The organism is Stenotrophomonas genospecies 3, assembly GCF_054473855.1.
Map to the genome: position 1 here is coordinate 234,416 of NZ_JBTMUR010000002.1, position 16,421 is coordinate 250,836.

The window sequence follows — 16,421 nt, forward strand, 5'->3', positions numbered from 1 at the left end:
TGAACCCGGCGCGGGACACCGGGCAGTCGCACTGCAGCATGCGGCGTGACAGGCCCAGTGCTAGCATCCGGCTACCACCTGAATCGATCCAAACGCCGATGCCCACGCTGGACCGTCGTCTCCTGATCGCTGTCGCCGCCACGGCAATGCTCGCTTCCGGCCTGGCGTCGGCCGCTCCCGCCAAAACCGCCGCCGACAAGGCCTACGCCTCGGTCGACCCGTTCATTGGTACTGGAGGTGAAGGCCACACCTACCCGGGTGCCACAGTGCCGTTCGGCATGGTCCAGCTCAGCCCGGACACACGCATCCAACCACGCGAAAAGGCCTATGGCTGGGCAGCCGGCTATCGCTACGACGACAGCAGCATCGTCGGCTTCTCGCACACGCATTTTTCCGGCACCGGTCATTCGGACCTCGGCGACATCCTGCTGATGCCGTTCACCGGCAATCCCGGCCTGGAGCGCGGTGATCCGGAAAAGCCACGCAGCGGCTACGCCTCGCGTTTCCGCCACGACGACGAGAAGGCCGAGCCGGGCTACTACGCAGTCACCCTGGATGACTACAAGGTGCGCGCGGAGCTGACCACCAGTGCGCGCGTGGGCGTGCACCGCTATGCCTTCCCCAAGGGCACCGATGCCAAGGTGCTGCTGGACATGCGCACCAGCATGTACGACTACCCGGGCAAGGTGCTGTGGTCGCGGGTTCGGGTGCGCGCCGATGGCACGGTGACCGGCTTCCGCGAAACCCGTGGTTGGGCGCCGGGCCGCCAGCTGTATTTCGCGATGCGTTTCTCGCGGCCGCTTTCCGGGCATGAGCTGCACAACACCGAGCAGGACATTGTCTACAAGGGCTTCCCGCCGCCGGGCGAGAAGGATCCAGCGCAGCGGGCGCAGATCGAAGGCCGTCAGCTGGTCGGTACCTTCGCATTCGGCAAGCTGGACGCACCGCTGGTGGTCAAGGTTGCGATCTCGCCGGTCAGTGAAGCCGGTGCCATCGCCAATCTCGACGCGGAAGTGGCCGGCTTCGATTTCGACCGCGTTCGCGCGCAGGCAAAGCAGGAATGGACGCAGGCGCTGTCGGTGCTGGATATCGAAGCGCCGGAACATGCGCGACGCAGCGCCTATACCGCGCTGTACCACACGATGCTGGGGCCGACGCTGTTCATGGATGCCGATGGCCAGTACCGCAGCTCGGACAATGCCGTGCACCAGGCCAAGGGCTATACCAACTACTCCACCTTCTCGCTGTGGGATACCTACCGCGCGCTGCATCCGTTGCTGACGCTGGTGCAGCCGGAGAAGCGCAACAGCGATTTCGTCAATTCGATGCTGGCCCACCATGAGCACAGCCCCTACGGCATGCTGCCGGTGTGGTCGTTCCATGGCCTGGAAGATTGGTGCATGATCGGCTACCACGCGGTGCCGGTGATCGCCGACGCCTACGTGAAGGGCATCCGCGGCTTCGACGCCGACAAGGCGCTGAAGGCAATGGTCGAGACCGCCAACTACGGCCCGTACGATGGCATCGCGCAGTACCGCGAGCTGGGCTACGTGCCGATCGACGAGGAAGGCGAAGCGGCCAGCAAGACGCTGGAGTACGCCTTTGATGACTGGACCATCGCACGCATGGCACAGGCGATGGGCAAGACCGATGTTGCGGCCACCTTCGACAAGCGCGCCGGCAACTGGCGCAACGCCTTCGACAAGGACACCGGCTTCATGCGCGCACGCAAGCGCGATGGCAGCTTCCGCACGCCGTTCGATCCCAGCGCAAGTGGTTACGGCACCGACTACACCGAAGGCAATGCCTGGCAGTATTTGTGGTACGTACCGCAGGACGTCGCCGGCCTGGCCGCCGCGCACGGTGGCAGCGACAAGCTGCTCGCGCGCCTGGACGAGGTGTTCAACGCCAAGGTCGATCCGTCCATCTTCGAGCACATGGAAGACATCACCGGCCTGATCGGCTGGTATGCGCATGGCAACGAACCCAGCCATCACGTGGCCTACCTGTACTCGTACGCCGGCCAGCCGTGGCGCACCCAGGCGCGCCTGAAGCAGATCATGGACACCCAGTACGCCGACCGTCCCGATGGCCTGGCCGGCAACGATGACGTCGGTCAGATGTCGGCGTGGTACGTGTTCACCGCGCTGGGCTTCTACCCGGTGGCCCCCGGCTCGGGTGAGTACATCCTCGGCCGCCCGTTCCTGCCGAAGACGGCGATGCGCCTGCCGAACGGCAAGACGTTCACCATCGTGGCCGATGGGCTGGATGACAAGCACACCTATGTGGGCAATGTGAGCCTCAACGGCAAGCCATTGCAGCGCACCTTCCTGCGCCACGACGAGATCCTGGCCGGTGGCGAGCTGCGCTTCAGCATGCAGGCCGAGCCGAACAGGGACTGGCCGGGGCAGGGCGCGCAGGCGCCGTATTCGATGAGCCGATGATGATGGGTAGGCGCCAACCAAGATTGGCATCTACCGGGATCCGCCGGCTGGGGTGCTTTTGGTAGGTGCCAACCTTGGTTGGCGCGCGGGAGGTCAACAGCGCCCACCAAGGTGGGCGTCTACCGGAATCCGCCGGCCGAGGTGCCTTTGGTAGGTGCCAACCTCGGTTGGCACGCGGGAGGACAACGGCGCCCACCAAGGTGGGCGTCTACCGGAATCCGCCGGCTGGGGTGCTTTTGGTAGGTGCCAACCTTGGTTGGCACGCGGGAGGTCAACAGCGCCCACCAATGTGGGCGTCTACCGGGATCCGCCGGTGGGGTGCCTTTGGTAGGTGCCAACCTTGGTTGGCACGCGGGAGGTCAACAGCGCCCACCAAGGTGGGCGTCTACCGGGATCCGCCGGTGGGGTGCCTTTGGTAGGTGCCAACCTTGGTTGGCACGCGGAGCATCAACGGCGCCAACCAAGGTTGGCATCTACCGGAGCCCGCCGGCTGGGGTGCCTTTGTTAGGTGCCAACCTTGGTTGGCACGCGGAGCATCAACGGCGCCAACCAAGGTTGGCATCTACCGGGGTCCGCCGGCTGGGGTGCTTTTGGTAGGTGCCAACCTTGGTTGGCATGCGGGACGTCAACAGCGCCCACCAAGGTGGGCGTCTACCGGAATCCGCCGGCCGAGGCGCCTTTGGTAGGTGCCAACCTTGGTTGGCATGCGGAACATCAACAGCGCCCACCAAGGTTGGCATCTACCGGGATCCGCCGGAGGGGTGCCTTTGGTAGGTGCCAACCTCGGTTGGCACGCGGGAGGTCAACGGCGCCCACCAAGGTGGGCGTCTACCGGAATCCGCCGGCTGGGGTGCTTTTGGCAGGTGCCAACCTTGGTTGGCATGCGGGACGTCAACAGCGCCCACCAGGTTGGGCGTCTACCGGATGGCGTGACCGGGTAGGTGCCAACGTTGGTTGGCACGCAGGACGTCAGCGGGATCGAAGCCGCATCCCCACCCGCGCGCCACCGATCGGGGCGGTATCGATCACCAGCGCCGCATCATGCCGCTGCGCGATCTCGGCCACGATCGCCAGTCCCAGCCCACAGCCATCACCTTCACTGCTGGCCCGGTAGAAGCGTTCCGTGACGCGCGCGCGCTCGGCCTCGGAAATGCCGGTGCCGTCATCGTCCACCCACACCTGCACGCCCTCGGCATCCTGCTGTAGTCCCAGGGTGATCACGCCTGGCACGGCACCGTAGCGCAGCGCGTTGTCCAGCAGGTTGCCCAACGCCTCGCGCAGCAGCTGCGGATCGCCCTGTACCTGCACGCCGTCGTCGGGCCCGTCATAACCCAGGTCCACGCCTGCAGCCAATGCACGGTCCGCATAGCGCTCCACCACGCCGCGCGCCAACGCGGCCAGGTCCACTGGCTGCAGCTGCAGTGCACTGCCATGCGGATCTTCGGAGCGGCTCAACATCAGCAGTTGGTTGACCAGATGCTGCAAGCGGGCCAACCCGGCCAGCGTGCCGGACAGCGCCAGCTGCTGGGCCTGCGGATCATGCTGGCGCAATGAGCTCTCCAGCTCCACCTGCATGGCCGCCAACGGTGTGCGCAGTTGATGTGCGGCGTTGCTGACGAAGCGCCGCTGCGCATCCTGCATCGTGTCCAGGCGCTGCAGCAGGGCGTTGTAGGCCTCAACCGCCGGCCACAGTTCGCGCGGTGCCTCCTGCGCCGGATCCAGCGGTGCCAACGGATCCGGCCGCGGGCTGGCCAGCTTCCGTGCGACCAGGTTGGCGTGGCCTGCGGCGGCGCCGGTGCCGGACCAGGCCAGCCACGCCGCCAGTGCCAGGATCGCGGCCTGGAACGGAACGCTGGTCAGCAGCAGCTTGCGTTCCAGCCGGTGGCGCTTGCGCAGTGTCTCGGCCACGCGCAGCCGGATGTCATGGCCCGGGCCGGCGCTGACCACCACTTCGACCATGCGCACCGGTTGACCACGCAGGCGCGCATCGTAGTAGACCGCATCGTCATTCGCGGCGGCGCTCGCCGGACGTGGCAATGCCTCGGGCAGGTCGCCATACAGGCGCCCGCCATCCGCATCGACCACCTCGCCATGCACTTCGTCGGCGGTGTCCCAGGTGAACATGCGTGATACCGCCGGGGTGATCTCGATTGAAGCGCGACCATCCTGCACTGTCACCAGCTCGGACAACGACATCGCCGAATCCAGCAGCCAGCGGTCGTAGACCTGGCCGGCATAGAAGCGCGCCAGCGCGAATGAACCCACCGCACTGCACAGCAGCAGCACCAGCAGCGGCAGCCACAGGCGCCGCAGCAGCAGGCCACGCAGGCTGTGCACGCGCTCAGTCACCCACGGCCTCCAGCCGGTAGCCGAGGCCGCGCAGCATGCGGATGCCGACGCCGGCGCGGGCCTGCTCCAGCTTGCGGCGCAGGCGGCTGACGTGCACCTCGATCACCGACAGGTTGGCCTCGTGGTCCCAGCTGTAAAGCGCATCGAACAGGCGCTGCTTGGTCACGGTGCGGCCAGGGTGCTGCATCAACGCTTCGACCAGCGACAGCTCGCGCGCGGTCAGCTCGATGCGCTGGCCGTCCACCTGCACTTCGTTGCGGATGCTGTCGAAGCACAGCCGGCCCAATCGTTTCTGTGCGGGTGCGTCACTGCGGCGGCGCGACAACGCACGCAGGCGCGCTTCCAGCTCGCCCAGCGCGAATGGTTTTGCCAGATAGTCATCGCCGCCACGGTCGAGGCCAAGGATGCGATCCTCCACGCCATCGCGCGCAGTGAGAATCAGCACCGGCAATGTGGCGCCATCGTTGCGCAGGCGCGACAGCAGGTCGAGGCCATCCACGTCCGGCAAGGAAAGGTCCAGCACCATCACGTCATACGGAGCACTGGCCAGCGCCGCAGGCGCGTGCAGTCCGCGCGAGAGGTGGTCGCACAGATGGCCGGCACCCTGCAGGGCGCGGATCAGTCCATCGGCCAGGGCGGCATCGTCTTCGATCAGCAGGATTCGCATTGCAAGCTTCGTGCAAGGTTGGGGCAAGTTTGGCGCAAGTCCGTCACCTTACCGTGACGTGCATGAATTTCTCCCCTCGTCTTGCGGCCTTGCTTGCCGCCCTATTGTGCGCGCCTGCGGCTTCGGCGCTGTCCCTTGCAGAGGCGCAGCGTGCAATGGAAGCGCACAACCCGGACCTGCGCGCGGCGGCACTGGAGCTGCGAGGGGTGCAGGGTGATGCGCAGACAGCGGCGCTGCGGCCGGCAACCGAACTGTCGATCGGTACCAGCAAGATCAGCCCCAAGCATGGCATCGGCCCTGGGCGCTGGCAGGACAAGCGCGTGGACAGCACCGTGGGCCTGGGCTGGACCTGGGAACGTGGTGGCAAGCGTGCGTTGCGCATCCGCCAGGCCGACGCGCTGCTGGAAGTCGCAGGGCTGGAGATGCTCGATACCCGTCGCCGACAACAGGTGGCACTGCATGAAGCCTATTTCGGCCTGAAGGGCGCGCAGGAGCGGGCCCAGATTGCCAACGCCAACCGGCAGAGTTCGGCCGAGCAGATGGCGGCGGCGGATAAGCAGGTTGCGACAGGGGCGATGGCACCGGTGGATCGCGCGCGCCTGGCGGTGGACGACCTGGCTGTGGCGGATGCGGCGCGCGAGGCAGCACTGGATCTGCGTGACGCGCGGAGTGTGCTGGGGATGCTGCTGGGCAGCGATGACAGCCGCGGCCTCAGTGCTGATGACCCCTGGCCGGATGCCAGCAGCGTGGCCGATGTACGCGCGTTCGACCCGCAGCAGCGCGCCGACCTGCGTGCCGCGCGTTCGCGCCTGGTCGCGGCCGACGCAGGCGTGGCCCTGGCGCGCAGCGAGCGCCATCGCGATATCCAGCTGGGCGTGGAGGCCGAACGAGAGCCGACCGACATCAGCGGTGTTACCTGGGGCGTGTCGTTGACCATTCCGCTGGGGGGGCCGTCGCGCGCGCGCGGCGCGATCCAGCGTGCCGAGGCCGACCGTGACAGCGCCGCGCTGGAGCTGCAGGTGCTGCAGCGCGAAGCACGCGCCGAGCTGGACCAGCTGCAGGCCAGCGCGCAGTCCGCCGCTCAGCGCCGCAGCGACTATGAGGGACTGCAGTCCGACGCCGCACGCAAGGCGGTGCAGGGCATCGAACTGGCGTACCGGCGCGGTGCCGCCAATCTGACCGATCTGCTGGATGCGCGCCGCAGCTGGCGCGACTTCGAGGCCGCACTGATCGAGGCGCGCACCGACCAGGCCATTGCACTGGCGCGCTGGGAAGCCGCCACATCCGTTGCCGAAGGAGAATCCCGATGAAGTCCACCGTCGCCTATCGCCCGCAGGCGCGATACGCCGTGCTGCCCGTCTTGCTGGCGCTGATCCTGCTGGGCGGCTGTGGTCGGGAGCCAGCTTCCTATCTTGAGGACGCACCTCGGGTCAGCGCCGGCCAGATTCAGTTTCCTTCCGACAGCCGCCAGCTGGACGTGCTGCGCAGCGAGACAGTGAGTGCCGGCGCCAGCGCCAGCCTACAGCTGCCGGGCCGGGTGGTCTGGGATGAGACGCGCTCCAGCGCACTGCACACGCCGCTGTCGGGGCAGGTGGCGCGCATCGAGGCACAGCCGGGGCAGAAGGTGAAAGCCGGCCAGGTCATCGCTTGGATCACCTCGCCCGAGTTCGGCCAGGCTCAGGCTGAAGGTGCCCGTGGTCGCGCCGAGCTGCAGCAGGCACGCAAGGAACTGGACCGTACCCGCGAACTGCATGCGGCGGGAGTGGCGTCGGGTCGTGAACTGGACGAGGCCGAGGCAAACTTCGCTGGCAGTCAGGCTGATCATGCACGCGCGGCCGCCTTCGCCAAGGCCTATGGCAACGGCCAGCGCGTCGACCAGCGCCTGCCGCTGCGCGCGCCCATCGATGGCGTGCTGGTGGAGCGGCGGATGAGCCCGGGCATGTCGGTCAGCCCCGACAGCGATCAGCCGTTGGCAATGATCGGCGACCCGGACCGCCTGTGGCTGTTGCTGGACATTCCCGAAAGCCTGGCCGGACGCTTGAAGGCCGGCATGCAGGTGAGCGTGCCCGGCGCCGATGGACAGTCACTTCAGGCGACCCTGCAGCACGTGGATGACTTCGTCGACAGCGAACGCCGCGTGGTGCAGGCACGCGCCGAGCTGGACAATCGCGCACGCGGCTTCAAGGCGGGACAGTATGTGCGCGCCCAGGTGGCGTTGCCGGCCGAGGGCGGTGTCTCATTGCCCGATGCCGCGGTGCTGCTGATCGACGGCACGCAGGTGGTGTTCGTGGAAGAGGGCAAGGGCCGCTTCGTGCGCCACGCCGTGCACGCCGAGGAGCTGGGTGACGGCCGGCTGTGGGTACGTGACGGCCTCGCCGCCGGCAGCCGGGTGGTGGTCGAAGGGGGCCTGCTGCTGCAGCAGTTGGTCGACAGCGCACCGGCCGCCGCCAGCACCGGTAGCGGGCACGCCGCGCCATGATCGATCGCCTGATTGCCTATTGCCTGCGCCAGCCGCTGATGGTGATGCTGGCGTTGCTGTTGTTCATCGGCGCCGGCATTGCCGCGTTCCGCGTGCTGCCGGTGGAAGCCTTCCCGGATGTGTCCGACACCCAGGTGACGGTGGTGTCGCTGCACCCGGGACGTGCCGCCGAAGAGGTGGAGCGCGAAGTGACGATGCCGCTGGAAGTGGCCTTGTCCGGCATTCCGCATTCGGTGCGGGTGTTCTCGCATACCCAGTTCGGCCTGTCGATGATCATCCTGACCTTCGACGATAAGGCCGACGACAATTTCGCGCGGCAGCAGGTGCTTGAACGCCTGCAGGGCGTGGAGCTGCCGGAGGGCGTGACCCCGGAGCTGGAGGCGATGAGTTCGGCGGTGGGCGAGATCTACCGCTACGTGCTCAAGGGCCCGCACATGACGCCGACCCAGCTGCGCACGGTGCAGGAATGGACGATGGAGCGCAGCCTGCGCACCGTGCCGGGCGTGGCCGATGTGATCAGCTTCGGCGGGTTCGCGCGCACCTTCCAGGTCAAGCCGGACCTGGACAAGCTGCGTGACCGCGGGATCAGCCTCGGTGAATTCGCCGAGGCGCTGGAGAAGGGCAGCTCCAATGCCGGCGGCGGCTACGTGGAGCGCGGCCAGCAGCAGTTCCTGATCCGCGGCGTGGGCCTGATGCGTTCGCCGGGTGACATCGGCAAGGTGGTGGTGGCGCAGCGCGGCGGTACGCCGATCCTGGTGCGCGACCTGGCCAGCATCGCCGATACCGGCCTGCCACGGCAGGGTCTGGTTGGCCAGGACGACAATGACGATGCTGTGTTCGGCATGGTGCTGATGCGCAAGGGTGAGAATCCGTCCGACGTGCTCGACGCCCTGCATGCGCGCATCGCCGAGATCGAAGCGAACCAGCTGCCGGCCGGGGTCAGCATCGAGCCGTTCTACGACCGCTCCTGGCTGGTGTCGACTACCTTGAAGACCGTCTTCCGCAACCTGCTGGAAGGTGCGGTGCTGGTGTTCCTGGTGCTGTGGCTGTTCCTGTACAACGCCCGCGCCGCGCTGATCGTGGCGGCGATGATGCCGCTGGCGCTGCTCTCGACCTTCCTTGGCCTGCACCTGTGGGGCGTGCCGGCCAACCTGCTGTCCTTGGGTGCGATGGACTTCGGCATCATCATCGATGGCGCAGTGATCGTCACCGAACACATCGTCTCGCGATTGTCGAAACTGCCACCTACGGCCGACCGGAAGACGCGGCTCTCGACCATTCTTTCAGCCGCATCGGAAGTGGGCCGGCCGACGTTCTTCTCGATGCTGATCATCATCGCCGCGCACATTCCGATCTTCACCCTGCAGCGGCAGGAAGGCCGCATGTTCGCACCGATGGCGTACTCGGTGACCTCGGCCCTGATCGGTGCGTTGATCCTGGCGCTGACCGTGGTGCCGCTGTTCTGCTACTGGTGGCTGCGACGGGACCGCATGCGAGATGGCAATCCGCTGATGGACCGCCTGACCGGCTGGTACCGGCCGATCCTGGAGCGTGCACTGGCCCGGCCACGTGCGGTGGTGCTGACCGCAGTGGCGTTGCTGGTGGGTACGTTGGCACTGGGCACCCGCCTGGGCTCGGAGTTCCTGCCCGAGCTGGACGAAGGATCGATCTGGCTGACCGCCACACTCGACCCCAGCACCAGCCTGGCCGAAGCACAGCAGCAGTCGCGGCGCATCCGTGAGCTGGTCGGCACCTTCCCGCAGGTGTCGACGGTGGTGGCCAAGCTGGGGCGCCCGGAAGACGGCTCCGATGCCAAGGGCGCCAACCAGATCGAGGCGCTGGTGGCGTTGAAGCCGGAGAAGGAATGGCCGAAGGGCGTGGACAAGCGGCAGCTGGTGAGCGACCTGCAGCGCACGCTGGAGCAACGCATTCCGGGGCCGGAGTTCTCGATCTCGCAGCCCGTGCGCGACAACATCCTGGAGAGCATTTCGCAGATCAAAGGCCAGGTGGTGATCAAGGTCAGTGGCTCGGATCTGGACGTACTGAACCGGCAGGCGCAGGCGATCCTGGGCCAGGTGCGTGGGGTGGAGGGCGTGGAGAGTGCCTTCATCGACCGCGATGGCTCCTTGCCGCAGCTGCAGATCGAGATCGACCGCGACCGTGCAGCACGCTATGGCCTGAACGTGCGCGACATCGACGAAGTGATCGAGACAGCACTGGGTGGGCGCCAGGTCGGCGAGCTGTGGGAGGGCGACCGCAGGTTCCCGATCACGTTGCGCCTGGACGATGCCGACCGTGACCTGCAACGGCTGCGTACGGTGCCGGTGGGCGTCGGCGATGGCCACACGGTGACATTGTCCGACGTGGCCGACTTCCGCATGGCCAGCGGCGCGATCAACATCTCGCGCGAGAACGCACAGCGGGTAAAGGCAGTGAGCATCTTCATCGCCGGGCGGGACATGGGCAGCGTAGTGGCCGACATGCGCAAGCGCGTGGATGCCAGCGTGCAGCTGCCGGAAGGCTACCGGCTGGAGTGGTCCGGCGAGTTCGAGAACCAGCAGCGTGCGATGAAGCGGCTGGGCTGGGTGATTCCGCTGTCGGTGCTGCTCATCTTCGTGCTGCTGTTCGATGCCTTCAAGGACATCAGCAGCGCAGCACTGATCCTGGCCAACGTGCCCCTCGCGATGATCGGCGGCATCCTGGCCCTGTGGCTGACCGGTATTCCGCTGTCGGTGTCGGCGGCCATCGGTTTCATTGCGTTGTTCGGGCAGGCGGTACTGAACGGTGTGGTGATGCTCAGTCGCTTCGCCCAGCTGCGCGAGCAGGGCATGGACCTGCTGCAGTCGGTGGTGCAGGGCTCGCTGCAGCGCCTGCGCACGGTGCTGATGACCGCACTGCTGGCGATGTTCGGCCTGCTGCCGATGGCGACCTCGCATGCGATCGGTGCCGAGACCCAGAAGCCGCTGGCGGTGGTGGTGATCGGTGGCCTGCTGTCGGCGATGCTGCTGACCCTGCTGGTGCTGCCGACGCTGTACTACTGGGTGCACCGGCGCCGCGAGGCCCGCGCCGGCTGATCGGCACCGTAGATCCACGCCATGCGTGGATGCCACCCGGCCGCCAGGCATGGCCCGGTAGGTGTCCACCTTGGTGGGCACGCGGCGACGCGCCCACCAAGGTGGGCGACTACCTACACCATCCCGCCATTGGCGCGCAGCACCTGGCCGTTGATCCACCCGCCATCGGCACCGGCCAGGAACGCCACCGCACCGGCGATGTCCTCCGGCGTACCCAACCGTTCCAGGGGATTCATCTTCGCCAACCGCTCGATCAGTTCCGGTGACTTGCCCTCCAGGAACAGGTCGGTGGCGGTCGGGCCGGGAGCTACTGTGTTCACGGTGATGTTGCGCCCACGCAGCTCCTTGCTGAGGATCGCTGCCATCGTTTCCACCGCCGCCTTGCTGGCCGCGTACACGCTGTAGTTCTCCAGTCTGATGCCGACCACGCTGGTGGACAGGCTGATCAGGCGGCCGCCGTCGCTCACCCGTCGCGCGCTTTCGCGCAGCACGTTGAAAGCGCCTTTCAGGTTGATCCCGATCACCCGCTCGAACAAGGCATCGTCGCTGTCGGCCAGCGGCGCCAGCTGCAGCACGCCGGCGCTGTTCACCACCACGTCGATACCGCCGAAGCGGGCCTCGATGGCGTCGAACAGCTGGCGCACCGCCTGCGGGTCCGCCACATCGGCCTGCAGCGCGACGGCGTGTGCGCCAGTGGCCGTGAGTTCGGCGGCCAGTGCTTCGGCGTCATCGCGGCGGCCGGCGTAGTTGATCGCCACGGCATGGCCGTCGGCGGCCAGGCGGCGCGAAATGGCAGCGCCGATGCCACGGGAACCACCGGTGACCAGGGCGACACGGCGGGCGGAGGAGGTGGGCATGGTAGGTTCCAGCAGGGCGCGCCGGACTGGCGCAGTGCCATCTTCGCCATCTCATCGATCCGGATAATCATGCATAATCCGCCAACATCATCCGGGTAGCCGAACAATGGACCGTTTCACGGCCATGCGCGCCTTCGTCCGTATCGTCGAGCGTCGCAGCTTCACCCGTGCCTCCGAGGACCTGGGCCTGCCGCGGGCCACGGTGACCGATGCGATCAAAGCACTGGAACAGCGGCTGGGCGTGCGCCTGCTGCACCGGACCACCCGGCTGGTGGTGCCCACCCTGGAGGGCGAGGCCTTCTATGGCCGTTGCCTGCGCCTGATCGCCGACATGGACGACGCCGAAGCCGCGTTCCGTGACGTGCCGCCGCGCGGCCCGCTGCGGATTGAAGTGCATGGCACGCTGGGCCGGCACCTGCTGTTTCCGCATCTGCCGGACTTCCTGCAGCATTACCCCGAGATCGAACTGGAGGTCAGCGAAGGCGACCGCTATGTCGACCTGCTGCGCGAAGGCGTGGATGCGGCGTTGCGGGTGGGGACCCTGGCCGACAGCGATCTGGCGGCGCGCCGGTTGACGATGTTGCGGGAAGTTACGGTGGCCGCACCGGGCTATGTGCGGGCGCACGGTGTGCCCGAGACCATCGAATCACTGGAGCAAGGCCACCAGATGGTCGGCTATCGCTCCAGCGCCACCGGCCAGCTGATTCCGCTTGAGTTCCAGCAGGGCGCGCAGGTGCGCTACGTGCCACTGCCCGCGCGGGTGAGGGTTTCCGGCGCGGACGCATTCCTTGGTGCCGCCTTGGCGGGTCTCGGCATCATCCAGGCACCGCGCTACCGGATGGATCCCTACATCGCGAGTGGGCAGCTGGTCGAGCTGTTGCCGCACGCACCGCCGACACCGAGCCCACTGAGCCTGGTCTACCCCCGCAACCGCACACCATCGCCGCGGCTGCGGGTGTTCATCGACTGGGTGGCCGGGGTGTTCGACCAGATGAGGTAGTGCCGGCCGCTGGCCGGCAACTGCAACACGCGTGATGTGCCAAGGTTGCCGGCCAGCGGCCGGCACTACCGGGCTGATGCGCTTGGCAGCACCAGCTCGAACACGGTGCCGGTTTCATCGGAGGTCACGCTTACCGTTCCGGCATGCGCCTGTGCAATCGCACGGGTGATCGCCAGGCCCAGTCCGGCACCTTCGTGGCGGCCACGCTCGCCGCGATAGAAGCGATCGAACAGGCGCGGCAGTGCTGCTTCGGCAATCGGCGGGCCGAGATTGTGCACGCTGACCCTGCACACGCCATCGCCCTCGACCAGCTGCACCCGCACCTCGCTGCCCACGGCTGCGTGCTTCAACGCATTCGACAGCAGATTGGCGATCGCCCGGTGCAGCATCAGACGGTTGCCTTCCACGCTCGCCACGCCGTCGCGGCGCAGGGTCAATTGCCGGTCCTCGGCCAGCAGGTCATAGAACTCCAGCAGCGAATCCACCACCGCATCCAGCGCCACCGGCTCACGCGAGGGCAGTGCGCCCGGCGCTTCGGCCTGCGCCAGGTACAGCAGGTCGCCTACGGTCTGCGCCAGCTGCTGCAGCTCCTCGGCACACGACGCCAGCGTCTCGCGGTAGGCCTCGTTGCTGCGCGGGTGGGCCAGCACCACCTGTACCTGGGTCAGCATGTTGGTGATCGGCGTGCGCAGCTCATGGGCCAGATCACCAGAGAACTCGGTCAGGCGCGCGAAGTCCTGCTGCAGGCGCGCCAGCATGCCGTTGAGTGTCTGTGCCAGCTGTTCCAGTTCGGCCGGTGCCGTGCGCGCGCTCAGACGCCGCTGCAATCGACCGGCGGTGATCTGCCGGGCTTCATCGGCCAACGTGCGCAGCGGTCGCAGCGTGCGTCGCACTACGTAGCCGCCGAGCAGGCTGCTGGCCACGGCGGCGCCGATGATGGCGATCGCCAGAAGATGGCGGAAGCGCTGCAGGAAATCGGCATGGCGGTCGTCATCGATGGCCAGCAGGGTGACCAGCTGGCTGCCTTCGGCCAGGGTCTGCCGCAGGTGCAGGGCATGCATGCAGCGACCATCGTCGAGAATCCAGTCGTGCCGCCGTGGCGCGGCGTCGATGGGCTGGCTGTGTGCGTGCTCGCGCAGCAGTGCCGGTGCGGTCGAGAACAGCACGGCTCCGTGGCTATTGACGATGTGGAAGGCGATATCGGGATGATGGCTGAGCGCCTCTGCCAACCGCGGGCCGCGTGCGGCGGCGGGCCCATTGCCAGCAATATCGCGGATCAACGCAACCTTGTTCTCCAGTTCGATGAAGTCCTGGGCAACAAGGTCATGGCGGGCGCTGACATAGATCGCCACGCCCAGTGCGGCCAGCACCAGCGTGGCCACGATGGCGAACAGCAGTGTCAGCCGTACCGCGATGGAACGACGCAGGCTCATCCGCTGTGCACTGCACCGTCGTCCGGTGCCTCCAGCACGTAGCCCATGCCGCGCACGGTGACGATCAACCTGGCGTCGAAGCCATCATCGATCTTGGCGCGCAGGCGGCGGATCGCCACGTCGATCACGTTGGTGTCGCTGTCGAAGTTCATGTCCCACACCTGCGAGGCGATCAACGAGCGCGGCAGCACCTCGCCGCGGCGTCGCGCCAGCAGTTCCAGCAGGGTGTATTCCTTCGGGCTGAGGGTGATGCGCTGCCCGGCGCGTTCGACCCGGCGGCGCAGGGTGTCCACCACCAGGTCGGCGATGACGATGCGCTCGGCCTGCGGCAGCGCCTGGCCCCGGCGCAGCAGGGTACGCACGCGCGCCAGCAGCTCGGCGAAGGCGAACGGCTTGCCCAGATAGTCGTCGGCGCCCAGCTCCAGGCCCTGCACGCGGTCGGCAATGCTGCTGCGCGCGGTGAGGAACAGCACCGGCACCTGCCAGCCGGCTTCGCGCAGCCGCGACAGCACGTTCCAGCCATCCAGGCCGGGCAGCATCACGTCGAGGATGACCAGCTGGTACTCGCCGTTGCCGGCCAGATGCAGCCCATCGACGCCGTTGCAGGCGAGATCGACCACGTAGCCGGCCTCGATCAGGCCCTGGCGCAGGTAGTTGCCGGTCTTGGGTTCGTCTTCGACGATCAGCAGTTTCATGGTGCGCCCATCATCGCAGCTTGGGCGTGGGCTGGCTGCGCAGTCTCATGCCAGCGGATCCAGCGTGCCGAGAATCGCGACACAGGCCAGCACCAGCACGGCCAGTACCGATTCGCAGGCCAGGCTGTGGCGGAGCGAACGCAGTGGCCTGGGCTGCCAGCCACCCCGGATGGAGACCGCCAGCGCCGGCACCAGCCGCCAGCGATGCAGCGCGGCCAGGCCCAGCATGCCACCCACCAGTGCCAGCTTGAGCAGCAGCCAGCGTCCATGCGCGGCGCCGGTCAGGGTCTGTATGGAACCGCCGAGATCGACATAGGCATAGGTGCCGGTCATCGCCAGCAGGGCGACGATGATCGTGCCGGGCAGGGCGAAGCCGTGCGCGGCCTGCCATAGTTCGTGGGTGCGTTCGCGCAGGCGCAGGCCCTGGCGGCGCAGTGCCAGCTGCACGATGGCGGCGATCGCACCGATCCAGGCGCCGGCCGCCAGCAGGTGCACGATGCCGGCAGCAAGACGCAGCCTGCCAGCGATCCCATCCCCAGCAGCGGCGTGGCCGTTCCAGGCGAGGCTGGCGAGGGTCACCGCCGAGAGTGCCAGCAGTGCAGGACGGCGCAGGCCCTGCACCGGGCGATTGACTGCCAGCAGCGGCAGCATCGCCAGCAGGGCCAGGATGCGCAGCAGTCCCGCCTCGCCCACCGGCGTACCGGTAAGAAACCAGCGCGCTGTCTCGCCATCGATGTCGACCGGTGATATGCCAAGCACGCCGGACAATCGGGTGACCGCATCGATGCCGACCAGCACCAGTGCCACCAGAACGAGGGCCAGCGAGACGCTGCGCGGCAGTCCGGGGCGGACGAACAGCATCCGCCCGAACAGCAGCATCAGGGCCAGATACAGCGCCAGCCGCAGCGCGTATGGCGAAAGCTCGGCCACAGCGATGGCCTTACTTCACGGTGAAGCGGTAGGTGCCGGTGATCGGATGGCTGTCCTGGCCGACCGCGCGCCACTGCAGCGCGTAACTGCCGGCGGGCAGCGGCTTGGCAAAGCGCGCGCGCAGGGTGTGGCCGTCCTCGGAGATCTCCTGCGCCGTGGTTGGCATCGCCATCTTCATGCGGCCGTGGTCCATGCTCAGTTCGATGCGGGTGGCACGCGGCATCACCTTCTCACTGAACTGCAGCTCGATCTGGCTGGCCGGGGCCATGGTGGCATCGGCCGCTGGCGTCGAACGCACCAGGCTGGGATGGGCCAGCGCCAGCGGCGCGGCCGAAAGGCCGGACAGCAGCAGGGCGAGCGGGGCGACGCGGAACAGGGAGCGGGTCATATGCGGATCACCGATGAGGAAGTGGCCTGCAGGGTGACGTCCACCGCCTTTCGAGGCCCTGACCTGGACATTACCAGTTTGTAATGTTGGCGGCCGGCCAGCGGC

At 67.4% G+C, this 16,421-nt stretch carries 12 protein-coding genes; 5 read left to right on the forward strand and 7 right to left on the reverse strand.

The window, feature by feature from the left end; translation table 11 throughout:
* Window positions 1-98: 98 nt before the first annotated feature.
* The gene (locus ACX9OT_RS03465; RefSeq protein ID WP_459000930.1) at window positions 99-2,444 is read left to right on the forward strand and encodes a GH92 family glycosyl hydrolase; all 2,346 of its coding nucleotides are present in this window, start codon (window positions 99-101) and stop codon (window positions 2,442-2,444) included.
* Between the two features lie 969 nt (window positions 2,445-3,413).
* Here the strand turns inward: ACX9OT_RS03465 and ACX9OT_RS03470 are convergent.
* Together ACX9OT_RS03470 and ACX9OT_RS03475 are read right to left on the reverse strand one after the other, a co-directional pair.
* Window positions 3,414-4,793 (reverse strand): sensor histidine kinase, encoded by a 1,380-nt coding sequence (locus ACX9OT_RS03470; protein ID WP_459000932.1) that lies wholly within the window; start codon window positions 4,791-4,793, stop codon window positions 3,414-3,416.
* The gene (locus ACX9OT_RS03475; RefSeq protein ID WP_006370279.1) at window positions 4,786-5,460 is read right to left on the reverse strand and encodes a response regulator; all 675 of its coding nucleotides are present in this window, start codon (window positions 5,458-5,460) and stop codon (window positions 4,786-4,788) included. The genes ACX9OT_RS03470 and ACX9OT_RS03475 overlap by 8 nt, the downstream gene beginning before the upstream one ends.
* A gap of 62 nt (window positions 5,461-5,522) precedes the next feature.
* On the opposite strand from ACX9OT_RS03475, the gene ACX9OT_RS03480 reads away from it, so the two are divergent.
* The 3 genes from ACX9OT_RS03480 to ACX9OT_RS03490 are packed head-to-tail and all read left to right on the forward strand — an operon-like array spanning window position 5,523 to window position 11,013.
* A complete protein-coding gene (locus ACX9OT_RS03480) occupies window positions 5,523-6,770 on the forward strand; it encodes a TolC family protein (protein ID WP_459000934.1) in 1,248 nt (415 codons plus the stop codon).
* Window positions 6,767-7,939, forward strand: coding sequence for an efflux RND transporter periplasmic adaptor subunit (locus tag ACX9OT_RS03485; protein WP_459000936.1), 1,173 nt, complete (start codon window positions 6,767-6,769; stop codon window positions 7,937-7,939). Before ACX9OT_RS03480 ends, ACX9OT_RS03485 begins: the two co-directional genes overlap by 4 nt.
* Window positions 7,936-11,013 carry an efflux RND transporter permease subunit gene (locus ACX9OT_RS03490; RefSeq protein WP_459000938.1) on the forward strand — a complete coding sequence of 1,026 codons (3,078 nt, stop codon included), beginning with the start codon at window positions 7,936-7,938 and terminating at the stop codon, window positions 11,011-11,013. Before ACX9OT_RS03485 ends, ACX9OT_RS03490 begins: the two co-directional genes overlap by 4 nt.
* 113 nt (window positions 11,014-11,126) lie before the next feature.
* Here the strand turns inward: ACX9OT_RS03490 and ACX9OT_RS03495 are convergent, their stop codons facing one another.
* A complete protein-coding gene (locus ACX9OT_RS03495) occupies window positions 11,127-11,870 on the reverse strand; it encodes an SDR family oxidoreductase (protein WP_049399740.1) in 744 nt (247 codons plus the stop codon).
* Window positions 11,871-11,976: 106 nt separating this feature from the next.
* On the opposite strand from ACX9OT_RS03495, the gene ACX9OT_RS03500 reads away from it, so the two are divergent.
* Window positions 11,977-12,870, forward strand: coding sequence for a LysR family transcriptional regulator (locus ACX9OT_RS03500; RefSeq protein WP_459000941.1), 894 nt, complete (start codon window positions 11,977-11,979; stop codon window positions 12,868-12,870).
* Window positions 12,871-12,935: 65 nt separating this feature from the next.
* On the opposite strand, the gene ACX9OT_RS03505 is transcribed toward ACX9OT_RS03500, so the two are convergent.
* From ACX9OT_RS03505 to copC, 4 genes are read right to left on the reverse strand one after another with little or no spacing between them, the layout of a single operon-like run.
* Window positions 12,936-14,303: a heavy metal sensor histidine kinase gene (locus ACX9OT_RS03505; protein ID WP_459000943.1), complete on the reverse strand. Its 1,368-nt coding sequence runs from the start codon at window positions 14,301-14,303 to the stop codon at window positions 12,936-12,938.
* Complete coding sequence (locus ACX9OT_RS03510; protein WP_459000945.1) at window positions 14,300-14,998, reverse strand: heavy metal response regulator transcription factor; 699 nt, start codon at window positions 14,996-14,998, stop codon at window positions 14,300-14,302. Before ACX9OT_RS03510 ends, ACX9OT_RS03505 begins: the two co-directional genes overlap by 4 nt.
* Before the next feature lie 45 nt (window positions 14,999-15,043).
* Window positions 15,044-15,928 carry a copper homeostasis membrane protein CopD gene (gene copD / locus ACX9OT_RS03515; protein WP_459000947.1) on the reverse strand — a complete coding sequence of 295 codons (885 nt, stop codon included), beginning with the start codon at window positions 15,926-15,928 and terminating at the stop codon, window positions 15,044-15,046.
* Window positions 15,929-15,938: 10 nt separating this feature from the next.
* A complete protein-coding gene (gene copC, locus ACX9OT_RS03520; RefSeq protein WP_459000949.1) occupies window positions 15,939-16,316 on the reverse strand; it encodes a copper homeostasis periplasmic binding protein CopC in 378 nt (125 codons plus the stop codon).
* Window positions 16,317-16,421: the final 105 nt, after the last annotated feature.

Excerpts from the sequence above, each read along its gene's own strand:
- ACX9OT_RS03500 (WP_459000941.1), top strand. The coding sequence starts at position 11,977 with ATGGACCGTTTCACGGCCATGCGCGCCTTCGTCCGTATCGTCGAGCGT.
- ACX9OT_RS03480 (WP_459000934.1), top strand. The coding sequence starts at position 5,523 with ATGAATTTCTCCCCTCGTCTTGCGGCCTTGCTTGCCGCCCTATTGTGC.
- copC (WP_459000949.1), bottom strand. The coding sequence starts at position 16,316 with ATGACCCGCTCCCTGTTCCGCGTCGCCCCGCTCGCCCTGCTGCTGTCC.
- ACX9OT_RS03490 (WP_459000938.1), top strand. The coding sequence starts at position 7,936 with ATGATCGATCGCCTGATTGCCTATTGCCTGCGCCAGCCGCTGATGGTG.
- ACX9OT_RS03510 (WP_459000945.1), bottom strand. The coding sequence starts at position 14,998 with ATGAAACTGCTGATCGTCGAAGACGAACCCAAGACCGGCAACTACCTG.
- ACX9OT_RS03505 (WP_459000943.1), bottom strand. The coding sequence starts at position 14,303 with ATGAGCCTGCGTCGTTCCATCGCGGTACGGCTGACACTGCTGTTCGCC.
- ACX9OT_RS03475 (WP_006370279.1), bottom strand. The coding sequence starts at position 5,460 with ATGCGAATCCTGCTGATCGAAGACGATGCCGCCCTGGCCGATGGACTG.
- ACX9OT_RS03465 (WP_459000930.1), top strand. The coding sequence starts at position 99 with ATGCCCACGCTGGACCGTCGTCTCCTGATCGCTGTCGCCGCCACGGCA.
- ACX9OT_RS03495 (WP_049399740.1), bottom strand. The coding sequence starts at position 11,870 with ATGCCCACCTCCTCCGCCCGCCGTGTCGCCCTGGTCACCGGTGGTTCC.
- ACX9OT_RS03485 (WP_459000936.1), top strand. The coding sequence starts at position 6,767 with ATGAAGTCCACCGTCGCCTATCGCCCGCAGGCGCGATACGCCGTGCTG.